Annotated in this window: 17 protein-coding genes and 1 pseudogene; 9 read left to right on the top strand and 9 right to left on the bottom strand. The window is 55.2% G+C overall.

Features of this window, described 5'->3' with window-relative positions; all coding sequences use genetic code 11:
- Positions 1-35: 35 nt before the first annotated feature.
- On the top strand, positions 36-1,295 hold the full coding sequence (locus H6F59_RS05700) for a glucosyl-3-phosphoglycerate synthase (protein ID WP_190696264.1): 1,260 nt from the start codon (positions 36-38) through the stop codon (positions 1,293-1,295).
- Positions 1,296-1,328: 33 nt separating this feature from the next.
- Here H6F59_RS05700 and H6F59_RS05695 read toward each other — a convergent pair whose 3' ends face one another.
- The 3 genes and pseudogenes from H6F59_RS05695 to H6F59_RS26270 all read right to left on the bottom strand — a co-directional run bounded on the left by H6F59_RS05695 (position 1,329) and on the right by H6F59_RS26270 (position 2,744).
- On the bottom strand, positions 1,329-2,120 hold the full coding sequence (locus H6F59_RS05695) for a hypothetical protein (RefSeq protein ID WP_242021280.1): 792 nt from the start codon (positions 2,118-2,120) through the stop codon (positions 1,329-1,331).
- A gap of 179 nt (positions 2,121-2,299) precedes the next feature.
- Complete coding sequence (locus tag H6F59_RS05690) at positions 2,300-2,488, bottom strand: hypothetical protein (RefSeq protein ID WP_190697306.1); 189 nt, start codon at positions 2,486-2,488, stop codon at positions 2,300-2,302.
- A gap of 4 nt (positions 2,489-2,492) precedes the next feature.
- A pseudogene (locus tag H6F59_RS26270) lies at positions 2,493-2,744 on the bottom strand (TIGR03643 family protein).
- A gap of 286 nt (positions 2,745-3,030) precedes the next feature.
- On the opposite strand from H6F59_RS26270, the gene H6F59_RS05680 reads away from it, so the two are divergent.
- Complete coding sequence (locus H6F59_RS05680; protein WP_190518790.1) at positions 3,031-3,534, top strand: DNA-binding transcriptional regulator; 504 nt, start codon at positions 3,031-3,033, stop codon at positions 3,532-3,534.
- Between the two features lie 753 nt (positions 3,535-4,287).
- On the opposite strand, the gene H6F59_RS05675 is transcribed toward H6F59_RS05680, so the two are convergent.
- Together H6F59_RS05675 and H6F59_RS05670 are read right to left on the bottom strand one after the other, a co-directional pair.
- On the bottom strand, positions 4,288-6,507 hold the full coding sequence (locus H6F59_RS05675; RefSeq protein WP_313887120.1) for a family 10 glycosylhydrolase: 2,220 nt from the start codon (positions 6,505-6,507) through the stop codon (positions 4,288-4,290).
- 218 nt (positions 6,508-6,725) lie between these two features.
- On the bottom strand, positions 6,726-7,943 hold the full coding sequence (locus H6F59_RS05670) for a PAS domain-containing sensor histidine kinase (protein ID WP_190696261.1): 1,218 nt from the start codon (positions 7,941-7,943) through the stop codon (positions 6,726-6,728).
- Between the two features lie 321 nt (positions 7,944-8,264).
- Here H6F59_RS05670 and H6F59_RS26960 point away from each other — a divergent pair, with 321 nt between their 5' ends.
- The 6 genes from H6F59_RS26960 (at position 8,265) to H6F59_RS05640 (ending at position 13,994) form a co-directional block, all read left to right on the top strand.
- Positions 8,265-9,050: a response regulator gene (locus tag H6F59_RS26960; protein WP_190696259.1), complete on the top strand. Its 786-nt coding sequence runs from the start codon at positions 8,265-8,267 to the stop codon at positions 9,048-9,050.
- A 294-nt stretch (positions 9,051-9,344) separates the two neighbouring features.
- A complete protein-coding gene (locus H6F59_RS05660; RefSeq protein ID WP_199325652.1) occupies positions 9,345-10,919 on the top strand; it encodes an ABC transporter substrate-binding protein in 1,575 nt (524 codons plus the stop codon).
- Between the two features lie 91 nt (positions 10,920-11,010).
- Positions 11,011-11,850 carry a nitrate ABC transporter permease gene (gene ntrB, locus H6F59_RS05655; RefSeq protein ID WP_190696252.1) on the top strand — a complete coding sequence of 280 codons (840 nt, stop codon included), beginning with the start codon at positions 11,011-11,013 and terminating at the stop codon, positions 11,848-11,850.
- Positions 11,847-12,731, top strand: coding sequence for an ABC transporter ATP-binding protein (locus H6F59_RS05650; RefSeq protein ID WP_190696249.1), 885 nt, complete (start codon positions 11,847-11,849; stop codon positions 12,729-12,731). Before ntrB ends, H6F59_RS05650 begins: the two co-directional genes overlap by 4 nt.
- 237 nt (positions 12,732-12,968) lie before the next feature.
- Positions 12,969-13,412, top strand: a complete 444-nt coding sequence (cynS, locus tag H6F59_RS05645) for a cyanase (RefSeq protein WP_190696246.1) — start codon at positions 12,969-12,971, stop codon at positions 13,410-13,412.
- Between the two features lie 114 nt (positions 13,413-13,526).
- The gene (locus H6F59_RS05640; RefSeq protein ID WP_190696244.1) at positions 13,527-13,994 is read left to right on the top strand and encodes a nuclear transport factor 2 family protein; all 468 of its coding nucleotides are present in this window, start codon (positions 13,527-13,529) and stop codon (positions 13,992-13,994) included.
- A 59-nt stretch (positions 13,995-14,053) separates the two neighbouring features.
- Here the strand turns inward: H6F59_RS05640 and H6F59_RS05635 are convergent, their stop codons facing one another.
- Both H6F59_RS05635 and H6F59_RS05630 read right to left on the bottom strand, forming a co-directional pair.
- Positions 14,054-14,539 carry a DUF3368 domain-containing protein gene (locus tag H6F59_RS05635; RefSeq protein ID WP_190696241.1) on the bottom strand — a complete coding sequence of 162 codons (486 nt, stop codon included), beginning with the start codon at positions 14,537-14,539 and terminating at the stop codon, positions 14,054-14,056.
- Complete coding sequence (locus H6F59_RS05630; protein WP_190696238.1) at positions 14,532-14,783, bottom strand: UPF0175 family protein; 252 nt, start codon at positions 14,781-14,783, stop codon at positions 14,532-14,534. Before H6F59_RS05630 ends, H6F59_RS05635 begins: the two co-directional genes overlap by 8 nt.
- 161 nt (positions 14,784-14,944) lie before the next feature.
- On the opposite strand from H6F59_RS05630, the gene H6F59_RS05625 reads away from it, so the two are divergent.
- Positions 14,945-15,850 carry a M48 family metalloprotease gene (locus H6F59_RS05625; RefSeq protein WP_190696235.1) on the top strand — a complete coding sequence of 302 codons (906 nt, stop codon included), beginning with the start codon at positions 14,945-14,947 and terminating at the stop codon, positions 15,848-15,850.
- A 41-nt stretch (positions 15,851-15,891) separates the two neighbouring features.
- Here H6F59_RS05625 and H6F59_RS05620 read toward each other — a convergent pair whose 3' ends face one another.
- The gene (locus H6F59_RS05620) at positions 15,892-16,374 is read right to left on the bottom strand and encodes a cupin domain-containing protein (RefSeq protein WP_190696232.1); all 483 of its coding nucleotides are present in this window, start codon (positions 16,372-16,374) and stop codon (positions 15,892-15,894) included.
- 141 nt (positions 16,375-16,515) lie between these two features.
- Entirely contained in the window at positions 16,516-18,384 is a 1,869-nt protein-coding gene (locus H6F59_RS05615; RefSeq protein WP_242021278.1) for an ATP-binding protein, read from the bottom strand.
- Between the last annotated feature and the right edge of the window lie 263 nt (positions 18,385-18,647).

The following is an 18,647-nucleotide window of genomic DNA, read 5'->3' as shown; positions in this document are numbered from 1 at the left end:
TATGATGAGACCTAGCATTTTAGGGATATCAGGGCATGGACTATAAGCAAGAGCTAATCACCACCATCCACGACCTGGGGTACGATTTCGAGCGTTTAGAGCAGCGTCTCACCGAACTTAGCCAAACCAACCCTACCGCCGTGCTGATTCCATCGCTCTACGAAGAGCTAGAGCGCCCGGCCCTGACAACCATTCGCGACCACCTCAGTCACTCTCCCTTTGTCAATAACGTTATTGTCTGCCTCTACGCCGATACCTTTGAGCAGTATCGCCATGCGGTGCAGTTCTTCGAGCCGCTGCCCCAGCCCACCTTTGTTCTGTGGGAGAATGGCCCGCGCATTACCGACATTCTGCAAACCCTCCAAGACAAGGGGCTAGACCTGCTGCGGTTTAAGGGTAAAGGCCGGGCTGTGTGGCTGGGGCTGGGGGTGGCTTCTCTACACGCGGCGGCGATCGCCCTCCATGATGCCGACATTGTCACCTACGATCGCGCCTACCCTCTCAAGCTGCTCTATCCCCTACTGGAGCAAGACTTTGGCATCGCTTTCAGCAAAGCCTATTACGCTCGCGTAGGCGGCGATCCCCGCAGCATGCACGGTCGGGTTACCCGGCTTTTTGTGACCCCGCTGATCACCTCACTGATGGAGCTGTTTGGCTACCGCGACTATCTGCGCTACCTCGACGCCTACCGCTACCCCCTCTCCGGCGAGTTTGCCCTCTCCGCCGACCTGGCGCTGACCACCCGCATCCCTGGCAACTGGGGGTTAGAAGTGGGCCTGCTGGCTGAGGTTTATCGCAACGTCTCCCTCAAGCGCATTGCCCAAATCGACCTGGGCGTCTTTGAGCACAAGCACCAGACCCTAGGCAGCTCAACCAACTCGGGGCTGCAAAAAATGTGCCGCGACATTTTGCAGTCGGTGTTTAGAACCTTGACCGAAACCGAGCAGGTGGTGATTGGCCAAGATCACATTCGCGCCCTGCGGATTAAGTATCGCCGCGAGGCCCAAAACCTCGCCCGTCAGTATTTCGTCGATGCCCGCTTCAACGGTCTAGAGTACGATCGCCACCAAGAAGAAATCACCATCGAAACCTTTGAACAGGTGATTTTAGAAGCCGGCAATCAGTACCTCGACGACCCGACCGGCACTCAAATTCCCGACTGGACTCGGGCCCTAGCGGTCATTCCCGATCTGCGTGAGCAGCTGCTCGACGCCATTCTCTCGGATATGGCTGAGGCGCGATCGGCCCCAGCACCAGTGGCGGATGTCACCGCAATGGCATCCGCTGTCTATTGACCAATTGACTGTAGTCAACCGGGCGCAGCGCGCTTAGGCCGGTTTCTTTTTGGGCACGCTGCTGGTGCTGCTCATGCTGGCCGGCAGCTCATTGCGGCTGCGCAACGTCACATTGGCCCCTTCGCTAGATTGTTCAATCACCAGCAGAGGAGTGGGCTTGGCCTTTTGGTCCCAATGCATATTGGCAATGCGGCCCTGAATAGTGGGCTGCCAGTGGGTTTCTTCGGCATCGGGGCTCATAAAGTTTTCAATGCATTCAACCAGCTGGCCGATGGTCGAAGAGGTGGCCTGGGTCGGCAGCTTGGCCAGCCGAATTTGAATGCGAAACAGCACTCGCTTTCTCGCAGTGGGGTTGTCTTGAGGGGCATACTCAACATCGAATATCTCATCTACCACGCGGGGCTTGCTGGCAACACCGATCAGCCCTTCTTCAGCTTGTCGAGGACGCAGAGCGACGCTAATTTTTTGCTTAACTTTGACCTTGAGCTGGTTCACAATTGACGTGTGGAAATGCTCTTCGTCCATGCGCATGCGCAGGTAGTCGAGGTTAAATTCGCGCGAGTGAATTAGGTCAGGGTTTTGCTCCATCTTGCTGATGGTTTTGAGCGCTAGTTTGACCTTTTTTTGCAGCTCTTGATTTTTGTAGGTTTCAAATTTGAGCTGCTTCATCAGGCGGAGAGTTTGCAGGTGAGAATAAACACCCAACCCTAGCAATAGTACTAGTAACCCCCCAGACGAGAGCATCCAAGGGTTATCAAGCTGGGGCCGACTGGCGGCGGGAGCTTGGGCAAGGGTTGAATGCACCAGAACTGTGGAAGTTTTCATGGCTATGTGCATTAGGCGATTAACGGTTACACCTATAGTTCCCTCAACATAACCTGGTTTAATCTTGGTCTGTGAAGAATCACCAAGATTTCTAATAAGCTTGAAACAAGTCTAGGTGATTTTACAGAGTCTTTTTGGGTTTAGAGAAAAGCAACTACGGCAATAGAAATCGGTGGGGGCTAGCCCTTCTTGAGGCGAGCTTTCCAGGTGCCGCCATAGCGATAATTGGGGTTCTGCTCACTTTGAGTTTTTTGGCAGTGGGGGCAGGCCAACACCCAGATTGCCCCAGGGGCACATTGAATGCGGTACCGCACTGTCGCTGGGGCCTGGCACAAGTCGCAGGGCTTGGCCTGCAGATGAGATGCCACGCCTCTATTTTTGGTTAGCCGACTTAAACCGGCCTAGGGCAAAGTCTCGCTTGTGCTGATGCTTGGTATTGCGCCCCGTCACCCGCTTCCGCCACAGGCGAAAACTAGAGGGCTGCATGTGGCTACGCATGATGGCAATCACCTGTTTCTCTGCTAGCCCAAACTGAGTCTCAATTGCCTCAAAGGGTGTGCGATCTTCCTAGGCCATTTCGATGACGCGGTCAATAGTGTATGGGTCGAGTTCAGGGCGGGCCATAGGTGATGAGGCGATATCGAGCAGAGTCAGCTTTGTTACCGTAACGAATCTATGGATGTCAGCGCAACAGAGAAAATATTTGGCGCAAGGACAGCATTCACGATGTAATCGTAAATAGCGACCGCTCTTCTCCTTAAAGACAGTTAACTTCGGGAGATGCGGTGAACCATCCAGATCAGAAATTCTTCATGTCTTGCCAATCTTGCGGTCATTAAGTCAGGTTTTTGCGTCATTATAGAGAGTCATATGGTTAACCGCTGAGATTGAGTCGCGATCGCGCCCACCTATGAAACCCGGCAGCAAGTACTATCCTCTGTTTAATCACCTAAAGACCTCTGGCAAGGCTGAAGTTTTGCTGACCTTTACCGACATCGAGGACTTGCTTGGGAACCCGCTACCCCACTCAGCCGTTGAGCGCAAAAACTGGTGGAGTAACCGTGATACCCCCGCCGCTCTCCAAGCTGGAGCCTGGGTAGGAGCGGGCTACCACGTCTACGCCATTGATGTAGATAGTAAAACTGTTACCTTTCGCAAGTTTGAGTCCCAGTACAACATTGAGCAAAAAGACGGCAAAATCGTTTGGCAGCAAGATGCTATTCGTGCCCTGCGCAAGCATATGAGCCTTACTCAGATGGAGTTTGCTGAGCAAATGGGCGTACGTCGCCAAACCGTCAGCGAATGGGAAAACGGGGTCTACGACCCCGATCGCAGCACTGCTAAATTTCTAGAGTTGATAGCTAAACAAGCCAACTTCACCGTACCCCTACCCGAAGATCCCCAAAGTCTTTAACTGCTGTCCGTCTATCGTTCATGACAATTGTTGGGTTGCAATTATTAACCAGTTAATTGTTGTGAATTAGAGGTTTCAGTATGGGGCCTGTGCATCCGCTGATTTGAATGCCCCCGGCTGATAGGGCCAATGTTCTCTGCGTCATACTAGTGATTTCCTCAACGTAGTCAATAACTATGTCGTTACCCAGCAAAGTTTGAGCTTTGCGAAGGCGGACTATGGTCGAGCCCGATGTCCACCTCTGACGTGGCCGAATCATACACATTGTCCACTAAACAGTTTGACAATAGATCGCGGTCAGTCGAGTTTCGAGCCAGTCTAGGATTAGCTCAAAACTAGAAAATGGAAGCGAGTACTAGCTTGACCTTCACTTGCGAAAACCTTCATTGGAACGAGCTGCAAGTCGAGAAATTTCTTTCTACAGTTGATCGTCCAAAATGTTTTGAGGATTAGGGTAGAAAAATATTTTATTCTTGAAAGCTTGCATCTTACTTATAAGTTCTCTCCTTAAAAACTTGAGTTTCGGACAGCAAACCATTTGTTAATAAACAAAATCTTCAAGCATGAAGTCGTCAAGGAGATTACAAGACAATTCTTATAGAGAAGACGCTTTTTCTCCTTGTCCAAACCAAATCTCCCTATAAAATTCTTCGCTAGATATGCCCTCTAAGGCTTTTAGGGGCTTCTCCTACCAAAGTTTGATATTCATGACCTAGCTCTCTGGCTATGGTGCTTACCCAACGCATTTCACTGTTACGGCTGAGTTTTCTCTCCATGCTCTAGCAACTGTTCGATCGCAGCCAGCCGATGCTGCCACGAGCGCACCCTATAGCCACTATTTGCCGTATCCACCGACATCCCCTGGTTCACCGAGGCGCGCACCCTAGCCAGTTCGGCTTTCACAGTTTCTAGGTTGCGCCGCGATGGCTCTTGGGCCAGGACGTCAAACTCGCTGCCCAGATTGTTGACCTGGCTAATCCAAGGTTCTAGGGCATTGCGATCCATCCAGAGGCGCTGGTGAGCCAGCAGCCAACTCCACTCGCGCTGGAGGGCAGCGTAGCGGCTAGCGGCCATGGCATAGGGAGTAGTGAGGCCAGGCGGGCTGCCGCTCTGGGTTTGGGCCAGCACGGCGTTTAATTCACTATTTAGATCGGCGGCAGCAAACAGGGCATAGCCGGGGGTGGGTAGGTCGCGGCTGGCCTGCATTTGGTCGAGGGTGGCGGCATTCGACAGGTTCAGCAGGCGAATCGCTGGGATCACCAAGGCTGAGCCAAAGGATTCATTCACCAACCAGGGGGAGACAATGCGCTCAAAGCGGCTGGTGTCGCCCGCGTAGCTCATCAGCACTACCCAGTCGAGGTAATCGGCTCTGGCCCAAGCTCCCCAGTCTTGCTGAATGCGCTGCAACCGCTCGTGCTCGGGGTTAGCAAACACCGCCGCCGACATGACCAGCTCAGGGTGCTGCCGCCGCAGGGTGCTGGAGATGGATTGCACAAACGAGGTCACCTGCTGCACGCGAAACTCGTTCCAGCGCTCCCAAAGCACCTGCTGCTGAATCTGCTGGTTGCGTTCCAGGGCATCGTCGGGTCGGGGATTGATGGTAGTGGGGTCAACGCCGGTCATGCTCTGAAAGCGCCAGCGAGCGACTTCGCCATAGCCGTAGGTGCGGTTAGCCCCAGGGTCTTGAAAGGGGTAGCGAATGTAGTCGAGGTGCAGGCCATCGACGTCGTAGTTGGTGACGATTTCGGTCATCAGCCGGGTGAGGTAGCTACGCACCTCGGGGTTGGCGGGGTCTAAGAAAGGCTTGTCTTGCCCGCGGGGGATGAGGCTGCCGCTGTTATCGTAGGCGGCCCAGCTGGGGTGGCGTGAGATGAGCGGGCCGGGGTAGTCGGCGGGCTGGTTGAGCAGGCGGTTATGGCGCTGGTTGCCCGCCGCAAACACCCACACCCAGGCGTGTAGGGTCATGCCCCGCTGGTGGGCCAAATCCACGGCGGCAGCAAGGGGATCCCAGCCTTGAGTAAGGGGGTTTTGCTCGGGGGCCACTTGGCTGGGGTAGACGGTATAGCCCGCATTCACAGTTTCAAAGAAAACGGTGTTGATGCCGGCTGCCGCCAGTTTGTCGAAGATTTCGCTCAGCCCCTGGGGCGATCTGGCTCGCACAATGGTGCCGCGATCGAGCCACATGGCGCGAATCTCACCCTGGTTAATGGGACGCTCGGTGGGAAAGTTCTCCCACAGGGCAGTGCGGGTGGCCAGCCAGCGATCGCGCACCTCGCTGTGTTTACCCGCCGCCAGCAGCCCATCCCAATCGTTTAAAAGCTGCTGAGCCTCGCCCAGGGTAGGGTGCAGATAGGCCCTGCTCCCCCCAGCCACATTCACCGGGTCGGCGGCAGCGGTGAGCACGGGTGAGCGATCGGGCAGAGTTAGCGCCGTGGGCGCATCCAGCGAGTTCGCCATAATCAGGGCGCTCTCAAAGCGGCCAATCAGATTCTTGAGTTCCTGCTGCATGGCCAGAAACACTACCGGGCTGGGGGGGCGTCCGGTGGGCGACAGCTCAATCACCGCTGGGGCAATCTGCTCGGCGGGGTCACCCGAGGTGGGACTGGGCGAGTCTACTGTGGCATTGTCTGAATTAACGGGCTGAAGCACCCTAGGACGCTGGGAGGGAGGCAGCGGCGGCGCCGACGGCACATGGGTGGGCCGCCGCCCAGGGCGGGGAGCGGGCGCTGGCTCGGCGGTAGGAACTAGGGGAAAGCTCTCTGCCTCGGAATCGTCAGTGAGTTCGAGGTATAGCTCTAGGTTGTCGGGAAGAGCGGCGGTGCCAGCAGGCTGGTTTTGCCCAGATGGAATCTCAGCCTGGGCCAAGATCGGCAGCATGGGCAGGCCCACCCCGACTAACCCTGCAATGGTCAAAGACCTCGTCCAACGGGTCACCGCGACTAGTAAAAGGCCCTTGCCTAACTGCTGTGTCACAATGTCAGCTCTCCATCACACGGCGATAATTGTGGCACAGACTAACTGATTCGATGCTGCACCAGGGGCGATCGCCCTAAAGCAAATGCAGAGCGGATCCAGACGCGACTCTGGAACGAGGATCGTTCCGAGTCGGTTCCTGTTTCTAGGATGCCGTGGGTTTTACGCTTCGCGAATCGCTCAGCCGCAGGCTTCCTGCCACCTCTTAAGTAAGCCCACTACGCTGGCAGGCTAACCGTGAAAGTAGTTCCCACTCCCACCCGGCTGGTGACTCTAATAGAGCCCTGTTGGAGCTGCACAAACTGCTTCACAATGCTCAGGCCCAGCCCCGTGCCGGGAATGTTGCTGACGTTTTGGCCGCGGTGAAAGGGCTCAAACAGCTGCCTGCGATCGCCTGCAGGAATGCCAATGCCTTCGTCTTGCACCTTGAAGATGACTTGGCCCCGCTGCTTGGCCAGTTTGAGCCCGATGGGGCGATCGCTTGGGGTATAGCGAATCGCGTTCGACAGCAGGTTGCTGAGGATCGATCGCAGCAGCCGCTCATCCAAACAGGCCAGCACCTGGCGACTGCGGCAGCCAAACTGAATTGGGCACTGGGGCCGCCGGTAATCGCCCTCGGCCAACAGCTCCTGACAAAAAGCTACTAGATCTAATGGTTTGGGGTTGACCTCCAACACCTTGGCCTCGATCTTGCCGATCACCAAAATGTCGTCGATCATCTGGGTCATGCGCTCAACGTTGGCGTTGATGGTGAGCAGGTAGTCGGTTTTTTCGTCGGGACGCAGCTGGGTGTCGTAGCGGTTGAGCGACGATACCGTCAGCGCAATGTTGTTGAGCGGGTTGCGAAACTCGTGGCAGACCATGGAGACAAAGCGCGATCGCAGGTCGCTCAGCTGCCGCAGCTGCTGGTTGGCATTCTGCAGCTCAGCCGTGCGCTCCTGCACCTTTTGCTCCAACTCTTCGTTGGCCCGCTGCAAAATCTGCTCAGCCCAGCGCCGCTGGGTAATGTCGCGAAAGGTCACCACCGTGCCAATCAGTCGCCCCTCTTCATCACGCATGGGGGTGCTGATATATTCCACCGGAAAGCTGCTGCCATCTTTGCGCCAAAACACCTCATTGGTCACCCGGCGCACGCTGCCATCTTGAAAGGCCGCATAGATTGGGCAGGCCTCCCGTTGGTAGGGGCGACCATCGGCCAGAGAATGGTGCATGACTGCGTGCATCGACTGACCGATCAGCTCGTCGGTTGACCAGCCAATCATGGCAGCAGCAGCAGGATTTACAAAGGTGACGTTGCCCGCCATATCCAGCCCGTAGATGCCCTCGCCCACGGCATTGAGAATTAGCTGGTGCTGGCGGCGCAGGTGCTCTAGCTGCCCCAGGGGTGCGGTGGGCGAAGCAGTCTCTCTAGGGGGTAGCCAGTAGGTTTGAGTCATCTGGGTAGCGATCGCAACAAAACATTTTGCCGACTCCAGGGGCAAGTAAACCCCAAGGCCATCGCGCTGACGAGGGAGAAAGTATCACCCTATACAACAGCATGTTCCCCTAAGGTTTACTACAGAAATATAGCCAAATTAACTACTCTCAATAGTAGTGACAAGCGTCTTGATAAAAGTTTGGATTTTTCCAAGCGGCAGCTCAGCTCTTGGACTCCGTTTGGGTTGTATTGATATTACTTAATCCAGTAAATTTAATCTATAAAAATTAGTACTTTAACCGCCACAGAGAATGCTGCTGACCCAAAAACGAGAATTACTGTGAAGACGATTCTCATCATTGAAGACGAAACCCAAACTCGCCATCTTTTTCTCAAATGCCTAGAGTTTGAGGGATTTCGTGCCGTGGGGGCTAGCGACGGCACCACTGGGGTAGCGATGGCCCAGCAGCATACCCCCAATTTAGTCGTGTGCGACATCATGATGCCTGATATGGATGGCTACTCAGTACTCTCTGCCCTACGTAAAACAAGGCAGACGGCGCTAATTCCCCTCATCTTTCTCACTGCTAAAGTGACTATGGCTGACCTGCGCCGAGGTATGGAGCTAGGGGCTGACGACTACTTAACCAAACCCTGCACCGTCGAGCAGTTTTTGGCCGCCATCAACAGCCGCTTACAGCGCCAGGAGCAACTCTCAAAGCTTTACGCCGATGAGGGAAGCCACCCCCAAGAACCGTCTCAGGCTTCCCTATCGACCAACATTTTTCCCGTCGAACCCAAGCTAGCCAACGTCTTTTGCTTTATTGAAGCCCACTACCAAAAGCCAATCAGCCTCAACGATGTGGCCCAGAATGTAGGCTATTCCCCAGCCTATTTAACTAATTTGGTGCAGTCACACACCGGGCGTACGATAAAGCAGTGGATTATTGAGCGCCGCTTGGCCGAAGCCAAAACTCTGCTGGCCACTACTGCCAATAGCATCCGCCAAATTGCCGAAGCTTCAGGCTATAGTGATGCGGGCTATTTCACCCGTCAATTTCGTCAGTTCCACGGTGTTTCTCCCCAAGCATGGAGACAAGTTTCTGTATCAGAAACAACAGATTAGTGCTTGGTTTTAGGCTTCAAATTATTTTCAAAAGAAAGTCCTACTACATCCAAAATTTGCTCCAGTGCGCTTTTGATTTAGGCTTGGTAACCTGTCTAGTAACTTAATCCAACCCGCAAGCAAAAGTAGGGCGATCAGGGCAGATCAGTGCTTGTCGCCTAAGTAGTTCAGCCGGGTTTTCAAGTTGGCCGGGGAAAGGTTTTTGTCGCGTTCAACCATCTGTTTATGGCCATTTCAGCAGTAGCAAAGTCGCTCAACGACTGGGGCAGTTTGGGTTGCGCATCACCATCCCTGATGCTGCCCGGTCGCCCCTGTCGGGATTGTGGCACGGTGCATTTTACGGGTGATCACTTGCGGTTTATGGAAACCATGCCCCAAGACCCGGTCGATATGGTCGACGACCTGGTGAAAATGGGGGTTTATAAGCAAAACCAGCTGCGCGCCGCCGACACCGTCAACGCCTATGAGCTGCGCAAGGCACTTTTTCTCAAACGAGTGGGCCACAACAACCCCCAACGCGAAAAGCTGATTTTGGCGCTGTGTGAGCAGGCTGGTGGATTAGAAAATGCCTTTGCGGCCGCCTTTGGCCCCCAGGCCGGGCTCTTCTTTGCTGACTCGGTACGCAACAGTGGAGCAACCCGTCGAGAGTTTCTGCGCAATATGGCCGTAGGTGCGGCGCTGGTCACCCTGGCCAGTTGCGCTGGTGGGAGCGACAAGCCTGCGGCAGAAGAGTCGACCGTGGCCCCCGTTGACACTAGCAACCTGGAGAAAACCGACATTCAGGTGGGCTTTATCCCGATCACGTGCGCGACGCCAATCATTATGTCGGAGCCCCTGGGCTTCTACGAAAAGTACGGCTTTAACGCCACGGTGGTGAAAATGCCGAGTTGGGGCGCGGTGCGGGATTCGGCGATCGCAGGCGAACTCGACGCCTACCACATGCTGGCCCCCATGCCCATCGCCATGACCCTGGGTCTCGGCTCCGCTGCTTTTGGCGTCAAGCTGGCCAGCATTGAAAACGTCAACGGTCAGGCCATTACCGTGGCCGAGCGCCACAAGGGCAAGGTAGATGGCCCTGCCGACTTTAAGGGCTTTGTGATCGGCGTGCCTTTCCCCTACTCCATGCACAACCTGCTGCTGCGCTACTACCTAGCCTCCGGTGGCCTCGACCCTGACGTGGACGTGCAGATTCGTCCCGTGCCCCCGCCAGACAGCATTGCCCAGCTCATCGCTGGGGATATTGACGCCATGCTGATGCCCGACCCGTTCAACCAGCGGGCTGTGTACGAAGGCGCTGGCTATATTCACATGCTCAGCAAAGAGCTGTGGGACGGACACCCCTGCTGTGCCTTCGCCGCCAGCGACGAATGGATTACCACCAACCCCAACGCCTTCCGGTCGTTGAATAAGGCGATCATCGAGGCGGCGGGCTACGCCCAAGATCCTGCCAACCGCTCTGAGATTGCCGCCGCGATTTCCGATCGCGCCTTTCTCAACCAGCCTCCAGAGGTGGTTGAAGCGGTGCTGACCGGCAACTTTGACGATGGCCAAGGCAACACCCTTTCAGAGCCCAATCGCATCGGCTTTGAGCCCTACCCCTGGCAGAGTTTCGCCAAGTGGATTTCGTCCCAGCTGGTGCGCTGGGAGCTGCTGGGGGAGGGCAACACCGCTGCAACCGTCAGCAACAGCGACATCGACCAGGTCGGCGAAGAGGTCTTTTTAACTGACCTGGCCCGCGAGCTGGCCCTAGAGCTGGGTCAAGAGCCCCCCTTCGAGACCGATCGCACCGAAACCCTAGCCTTCGACACCTTTGACCCAACCGCGTCGGCGGACTATGTCAAAGGCCAAATTGACCAGTTTGGTAAATAAGTTTCCTCAAGGCTTAGACCTGGGTCCCATCGGTAGCTTGAGGCCGGTCTAAAGCAGGTTTGCTGGCGCAGTTTTTAGGAGGTATTGAACTATGGCGGCAAGTCACAGCACGCCTGGATTGAACAGAGCGGAGCGGCAGACACCGCTCTGGCACAACGAAAACGTGAGAGCGTTCGCGCTGTTTATGCTCTCCCTTGGCACCTTTCTACTGTTTTGGGAAATTGGGGCAAAATCGGGCTGGTTTGTGAAGGGCGTGCCTACCGCCACCGAGACCATCAAAGAATTTTGGTGGTGGGTAACTAATCCTTTCTACCGCAACGGCCCCAATGACCTCGGCATCGGCTGGAATTTGCTAATTAGCCTGCGGCGGGTGGCGATCGGCTATATTGCGGCCTCGTTGGTGGCGGTGCCCCTTGGCATTTTGATCGGCATTTCGCCGGTGGCGTTTAAGGCGTTTAACCCCTACGTGCAGCTGCTCAAGCCGATTTCGCCTCTGGCTTGGCTACCGCTAGGTCTGTATTTGCTGCGCGATTCTGAGAAAACCGGCATTTTCATCATCTTTATCTCCAGCATTTGGCCGACGCTGATCAACACCACCTTTGGGGTGGCCAACGTCAACCAGGATTACCTAGACGTGTCTAAAACCCTGGGGGCCTCACGCCTGCGCACCATCTGGAAGGTAATAATTCCGGCGGCGCTGCCCAATATTGTGTCAGGTCTGCGGATCAGCATGGGCATTGCCTGGTTGGTAATTGTAGCGGCAGAGATGCTGCTCGGCACGGGCCTCGGCTATTTCATCTGGAACGAGTGGAACAACCTGTCGATACCAAATATTTTGGTGGCCATTTTCATCATTGGTTTGACAGGGCTGTTGCTGGATAGCCTGTTTGCCGCCCTCGAAAAATTTGTTGCCTTTGGTCGAAACTCATGAGTACTGTTCCCGTTAACACGGTTGACCCGGTTGATATGCGATCGCAGACAGCTCAGCTGTCGATTCGCCAGGTGGCGAAGGTTTTTTCCGGCAAAAAAGATCTGTTTAGCAAGCTCACTGGCAAAACCCGCCGCGATTTCGTCGCCATCCAAGATATCAACCTTGACATTGAGCCGAATACCTTTGTGTCGATCATCGGCCCCTCGGGCTGCGGTAAATCGACTCTGCTGAATATGATTGCTGGTCTCAGCCCGATCACTAGCGGCGAAATTTTGCTCAACGGTGCCCCGATCGCTGGGCCGGGGCCAGACCGGGGCATGGTCTTTCAAAACTACGCCCTGATGCCCTGGATGACGGTGGAAGAAAACCTGCGGTTTGCGGTGGAAACCGTGGACCCGAAGATTTCGGCGAAAAAGCGCGATCGCATCATCAAAGAGCACATTCAGCTGGTGGGCCTCAGCGGGGCCGAGCGCAAGCACCCCCACGAGCTTTCGGGCGGCATGCGCCAGCGGGTCGGCATTGCCCGCGCCCTAGCCATCAACCCTCAAATGTTGCTGATGGATGAGCCCTTTGGCGCCCTTGATGCCCTCACCCGCGCCTTTTTGCAGGAGGAGGTCGAGCGCATCTGGGAACAACAGCGCAAGACCGTGATCATGATTACCCACAGCATCGAAGAGGCGCTGCTACTGAGCGATCGCATCGTCATGATGACCCGTGGCCCCGCCGCCCGCATCGACGAAATTTTAGAGGTGCCCTTCCCTCGGCCCCGCGATCGCGAAACCATTCAGCAGCATCCCGCCTACCAAGGCCTCAAGGCCGAGATGGAGAGTCATCTGTTTCGGGAAACCCGCGCGGTAGAGGCGGAGCGGGTGGGGAAGTAGGGGAGTGATGGGGTGGATGGGTAGGGGGTGGATGGGTATACCTCGAATAACCGTAGGGTGGGTGGTCACTCAACCTCGGCTCCCTCACACTATCCTCGCTCTGCCGTAACCTACCGCCCACTGTGGCTACATACCAGAGAATCCTGCCAGATCCTCTGACCCTCTCCCCCAACCCCTCTCCCTAAGGGAGAGGGGAGCCGGAATTGACCACTAGACGTACTTAAGAGGACTTTAGCTATGACCATTTCCGCGATTACCGAAAAACTACTGGCTGCCAAAAAAGCCGCTGGCCTCAGCTTTGCTGACCTCGAAGCCAAAACTGGCTGCGACGAAGTGTGGCTTGCCTCCGTTTTTTACCGCCAGGCCAGCGCCTCTAAGGAAGAGGCCACCAAGATCATTGAAGCGCTCGGTGCCGACGCTTCCCTGGTCGAGGCTCTGACCGACTTCCCCGTCAAAGGTGGACTCGATCCCGTCATCCCTACCGACCCGCTGATCTACCGCTTCTACGAGATCATGCAGGTCTACGGCATGCCGATGAAAGCCGTGATTCACGAAAAGTTCGGTGACGGCATTATGAGCGCCATCGACTTCACCCTTGATATAGAAAAGGTTGAGGATCCGAAGGGCGATCGCGTCAAAGTGATCATGAACGGCAAATTCCTGCCCTACAAAAAGTGGTAGACCCCGGTTACGCGTCCTGACTCACAATCCCTGGGCTGTTGGCGATCGCTAACAGCCTTTCCTATGCCCTTTCCTTCTCTCCATCTTCCCCATCTCATCCACTCATCCACCCCTATGCCCACTCCCATCGTCCCCCCGTTTACGCTAGAGACTGCGATCGCTAAAGCTCGTATGGCGGAAGACGCTTGGAACAGCCGCGACCCCGAGCGCGTTGCCCTTGCCTATACCGAAGACAGCCACTGGCGTAACCGGGCCGAAATCTTTCAGGGCCGCGACGCCATCCGCGCTTTTTTGCGTCGCAAGTGGGATAAGGAACTCGACTACCGCCTGATCAAAGAGGTGTGGGCCTACAGCGACAACCGCATTTCGGTACGCTTTCAGTACGAGTGGCACGACGACGCTGGCCAGTGGTACCGCGCCTACGGCAACGAAAACTGGGAGTTCGACGAAAACGGCCTCATGCGCCGCCGCGAAGCCAGCATCAACGATCGCCCCATCACCGCTGAAGAACGCCGCTTCTTCTGGGATACTTCCGGCCCTCGCCCGCAGGAGCATCCTGGGTTGATTGACTCACCGGTTTAGGGGTACTGCTTATGTTGTTGTCGCTAATACTGCGAACTCTGCCAAGCAGAGCCTTGTGATCAGGCTTCGGCGGCTAGCCTCAGAACTCCTAACCGGGTTTCTTCACTGACCCGGAAACCAAGCTGGTTTAAAGCCTTCAAAACCGATCCGACCTCAACAATAAGCCCATACTGCTTGGCTTTTAGCAAAACCCCTAGCGTACCAGTAACGCCAATCTTCAGACGCTTCGCATACTGCCTAGCTAAGCCATCGTCCAATAAGGCCACAGAGCCTGGTCGATTTACCGCTAGCGATAAAACCTCTCGTTCTCCCCGCCCCAGTCCCGGTATTTGAGGTACAAGGCTCTGTTCATCTATGCAAACGAGCTGAATCCACTCAAAATCACCTGGTTTAGGTAGCGAGATGCCGAGAGTTTGACCGGTTTCCAGCTCATCTCTAACGGCATCAGGCAGCACTACATTGTCATACAGACTGGGCAACAGGAAGAGATGATTGGTTTGAAATAGGTATTGCATGACTGAGGTATCAGCAATGACCTCAAGCATTGGCCAAGTCTTCAGCCAGCTCAGCTTCAGTCAAATTAAAGGTATTAACGCCGTAATCGGCTAGCTTCGTCAAAAACACTGTTCTCGACATTCCCGCTAGCGTTGCTGCTGCTCCAGACGAAAGACGGCCCAGTTCAAACAGCTTCATGGCTGCAGCCAATCTTACTTCCTCACCCATCGCCGCCAGTGAGGTATTCAAGGCAACTGCGGTCTCTTCTGGAAGCGCCACGACAATCTCATACATGACTATTGGCCCGCGATTTAACCTCTAGGCCCAAGTGTAACGCTTAATTCTTATGCCCCTCGCGTTTGCCAACATCCCTGGCTTTCTCTCCCTGGGTAGACCTCAGCCGCATCAACCTCTGAGATGCTGTAGAGCACAGACAATGGCCTGAGGAGCAATCTATGGTTGGAATGAATTTGTTCAGAACCCTCGCGCTATTAGCGTTGCTCAGCGGGCTGATTGTGCTGGCGGGCTACCTGCTAGTCGGCAATGAGACGGGCTTGCTCTACGGGCTAGGCTTTGCGGCAGTGAGTAGCTTCGGCTCGTGGTACTACTCTGACCAGGCAGCGCTGGCGGCATTTAAGGCCCAGCCTACGCCCCGCGAAGAGGCTCCAGAGCTGTATGAGCGGCTAGAAAAACTGAGCGATCGCGCCAACATTCCCACCCCCACCCTCTACCTGGTGCCGTCGGAGTCGCCCAATGCCTTTGCCACGGGGCGCGACCCCAATCACGCCGCGATCGCCCTTACCAAGGGCATTATTGAGCTATTGCCCGACGAGGAACTCGATGCCGTTATCGCCCACGAGCTGACCCACGTGCGCAACCGCGATACTCTTACCCAGGCGGTAGCGGGCACTCTGGCCGGGTCGCTGACCTTTTTAGGCCGCATTCTGACCTTTGGGGCACTGTATTTTCCGATGGCCCGAGCCGGGGGACGACGCGGCAACAACCCCCTGGCCATTTTGTTTCTGCTAGTGATTGCTCCCTTTGCCGCTGGGCTACTGCGCATGGCCCTTTCGAGAACGCGAGAATATGCCGCCGATGCCGGAGCCGCTGAGATTACCGGCAACCCTCTAGCGCTGGTACGGGCGTTAGAAAGACTGGAGGAAACGGGGCAAAAAGTGCCTATCCACGGCAATCCGGCCTTTGCACCGCTGTTTATTGTCAACCCTCTTTCTAAAGAAGGGATGATGACGCTGTTTATGACCCACCCTTCCACCGACGATCGCATTCAGCGCTTGAAGGCCATGGCCGAGCAGGCGATCGCGGGTAAGGCCGATGAGAAAACCCTTAGCCCTAGCGCCTAGGTGGCATGAACGGCTGTAGCGAGATTTAAGCGGAATTTAGCTCAGTAAGGCGAACCATCTTTGTGGTTAAACTGCCATTGGCCATCTGGGGTGAGAACCGCTTCAATGTCGTCGTCGGGATATGAAACCCGATCATTGGGGCTGCGATCGCCCATCTCAAGGTAAACAACATCCTCGCTGGTTTTATTAATCAAGCAGTGAGCATCGCCATCCCCTGCTCTAAAGCCAGCACACATGCCAGGTTGCAGCAGTGTTTCGCCAGCGTTAGTTACTAGAGTGGGTTGACCTGAAATAATGTAAACAAATTCATCCTGAGTGGTGTGGGCATGACGCAAGGCCGAAACTCCACCGGGCGCTAGCGTGACGTGGTTAACACCAAAGCTCGACAGTCCAAAAATATTTCCCAGTGGTCTCTTTTCACGACCCGCCATTTTAGAGGCAAAGGGCTCTGGGTAGAGTGACGGTCGCGTTCGTAGCGGAGCTTCAGCAACGGAGATAGCGATCGGTTTTTCAGGCTCGCTCATGCAAACTTCCTCCATCAGGGCGGTGTTCTAGCAATCGCTGCAAAGGTTCTTTGAGCGGTTGTGTGTCAGCTAGCTGTTCTAGCCAGTATTAGCTCAATTATGTGCCGAGTGGGCGGGTTGAGGATAGGTGGTGCGATCGCACTACCCCTCACGCTCCAGCAGCGGCAGCCTTATAGTAAACGTTGCCCCCTGACCTTCTCCAGGGCTTTCTGCTTGCACAGTGCCACCGTGCAGCTCCACCAGATTGCGAACGATCGCTAGCCCTAACCCCAAGCCGCCAAATTTGCGGGTGGTTGTACCATCCTCCTGACGAAAATATTCAAATACATGAGCAATAAAATCGGGGTCAATGCCTTTGCCGCTATCGCTAACTTGAACTTGAGCCTGGGAGCCAGCCCTCGCTAGTCGAACGATCACCTCCCCGCCCTCATTCGTGAACTTGATAGCGTTGCTGAGCAGATTCCAAATCACCTGTTGAAGACGGGTAGGATCGCCTAAAACTTGCCCCACCGTCAAATCTAAATCAGTTTGAATATTAATCGACTTGGCTTCTGCAGTTAACCGCACCGTTCCGATAGCGGCCTCAACTATCGCTCCTAAATTAACCGCCATCATATTGAAGTTCAGCTTCCCCTGCATAATGCGGGTAACGTCTAGCAGATCTTCAATCAGCTGGGTTTGCAGTTTAGCATTGCGCTCGATCGCTTCTAAAGCAAACGCCGTTTTTTGAGGGTCTAGCCTGCCAGTGCGCAGTAGGCTTGACCAACCCACAATAGGGTTTAGGGGTGTGCGCAACTCATGGGATAGCACTGCCAAAAACTCATCCTTAATGCGATTGGCTGCCTCCGCTTCTTCTCTAGCAGATTCTGCACGCATGAGGTGTTCGGTGCGCTCTCGCTCCCGCTGCGACAGCAAATCGGCCGCAAATTCTAGCGATTGCCCCAGCAAAACAATTTCCCGAATGGAAAGTGTGCTCACCTGGGGAGGCTCACCGTTAGCCAAGGCTTCGGCAGCTAAGGCAGCCTTGGTAATACTGCGAGAAATCTCGCGCGACAGCAAAAAAGCACCCACGCCACTCACCAAAAGCAGCGCTAAACCCGGCCCGATCACCAACCACATTGCCCGCTGCATAGGCCTTTGGATCACATCCACCGGCACCGTGACCGCCGCCGTCCAAGGGGTGTTGTGAACCCGACTAAAAGCGACATATACCTGCTTCCCATCCAAGCTGGTATCTCGATAGACGCCCTCTTTGGTGGCCCCAACACGCTGTAAGAAGGAGGGTGTGCCAGATTTGCCGACGAAGCGCTTAGGATTGCGGGTGCGAGCGACGACAACACCTTGACCATCGACAATGACGCGCGTCCACTCTCCGTCGACCGGAAGGCGAGCAACCACAACTTTAGCCAGGGTCTCAGGCGTAATGAGCGCCGTCAGAACGTACTGTAAGTTGCTCTCATGGATAACGGGTACGAGCACCGGAAAGGTAAAGTCGAACCCCAGCTGCCCTTCACCCAGGTTACCTACCGTAGGCTGACGGGTTTTGACCAGTTGCTCTAGACTGTCTGACTCAGGGGTGTAGGTTAGCGGCATGCTCAAGGAATGCCTACTGTTCAGCTGCTCTTGCCCATCGGGCTTCAGCAGTATTGTCGTCAGCCAGGTAGGTTGCGTCGCCGTTAGCCGCTGCGCCTCACTGTGAAAGCTGTCGAGGTCGCCTTGATAAAGCTGCTCAGAAGCCGCTAAGGCCTGTAGAGTTCGAGTTGTGCTTGAAAATTCACTTTCTACGGTTGAGGCCAGATTGCGGGCTTCTCGAAGCATCAGCCGCTCCGATGCAGCCTGCTCCTGGCTTGACAGCCTAAACACGACTGCAGCAGCAAACAGCACCACCGGCAGCAACGTCCCCGCAACCAATAGGACGAGATACCACTTCAGCGAAAGCGCCTGACCACCAGATGATATCGGCGCGGGCTGGGGGGCTGCTAAGGCGATGCGCTTAGCAAGCGAGTCCAAGATAATACCAATTCGTCTAGGCGTTTTGTCTACCATTTACTTGTATGGCATGCGCTGCGGAGTCTATTAGAGGAGACAACGATCGCCTTGATCCCCAACGCTTCACCCCTTTCCCACAGTTGCTAGTCAAATCATTATGCTACCCGGCATCCGCAAGACCATCTACTCCTAATCGCTCATATAGCTACCCATTAGTCTTAGAACAGCCCCCAGCGGGGCAAGACAGAGGTTAGAGTCATCAAGGGCAGCGATCGCCCCTCAAA

This window comes from Nodosilinea sp. FACHB-141, from assembly GCF_014696135.1.
Lineage (GTDB): Bacteria > Cyanobacteriota > Cyanobacteriia > Phormidesmidales > Phormidesmidaceae > Nodosilinea.
The sequence above is the reverse complement of the archived record's forward strand: the minus strand, read 5'-3'. Positions and strand labels throughout refer to the sequence as shown.

Bases quoted from the DNA above. Each gene is read 5' to 3' on its own strand.
- H6F59_RS05650 (WP_190696249.1), top strand. From the start codon at position 11,847: ATGAGTACTGTTCCCGTTAACACGGTTGACCCGGTTGATATGCGATCG.
- H6F59_RS05620 (WP_190696232.1), bottom strand. From the start codon at position 16,374: ATGAGCGAGCCTGAAAAACCGATCGCTATCTCCGTTGCTGAAGCTCCG.
- H6F59_RS05640 (WP_190696244.1), top strand. From the start codon at position 13,527: ATGCCCACTCCCATCGTCCCCCCGTTTACGCTAGAGACTGCGATCGCT.
- H6F59_RS05630 (WP_190696238.1), bottom strand. From the start codon at position 14,783: ATGTATGAGATTGTCGTGGCGCTTCCAGAAGAGACCGCAGTTGCCTTG.
- H6F59_RS05670 (WP_190696261.1), bottom strand. From the start codon at position 7,943: ATGACTCAAACCTACTGGCTACCCCCTAGAGAGACTGCTTCGCCCACC.
- H6F59_RS05635 (WP_190696241.1), bottom strand. From the start codon at position 14,539: ATGCTTGAGGTCATTGCTGATACCTCAGTCATGCAATACCTATTTCAA.
- cynS (WP_190696246.1), top strand. From the start codon at position 12,969: ATGACCATTTCCGCGATTACCGAAAAACTACTGGCTGCCAAAAAAGCC.
- ntrB (WP_190696252.1), top strand. From the start codon at position 11,011: ATGGCGGCAAGTCACAGCACGCCTGGATTGAACAGAGCGGAGCGGCAG.
- H6F59_RS05660 (WP_199325652.1), top strand. From the start codon at position 9,345: ATGCTGCCCGGTCGCCCCTGTCGGGATTGTGGCACGGTGCATTTTACG.
- H6F59_RS05700 (WP_190696264.1), top strand. From the start codon at position 36: ATGGACTATAAGCAAGAGCTAATCACCACCATCCACGACCTGGGGTAC.
- H6F59_RS05695 (WP_242021280.1), bottom strand. From the start codon at position 2,120: ATGAAAACTTCCACAGTTCTGGTGCATTCAACCCTTGCCCAAGCTCCC.
- H6F59_RS05680 (WP_190518790.1), top strand. From the start codon at position 3,031: ATGAAACCCGGCAGCAAGTACTATCCTCTGTTTAATCACCTAAAGACC.
- H6F59_RS05625 (WP_190696235.1), top strand. From the start codon at position 14,945: ATGGTTGGAATGAATTTGTTCAGAACCCTCGCGCTATTAGCGTTGCTC.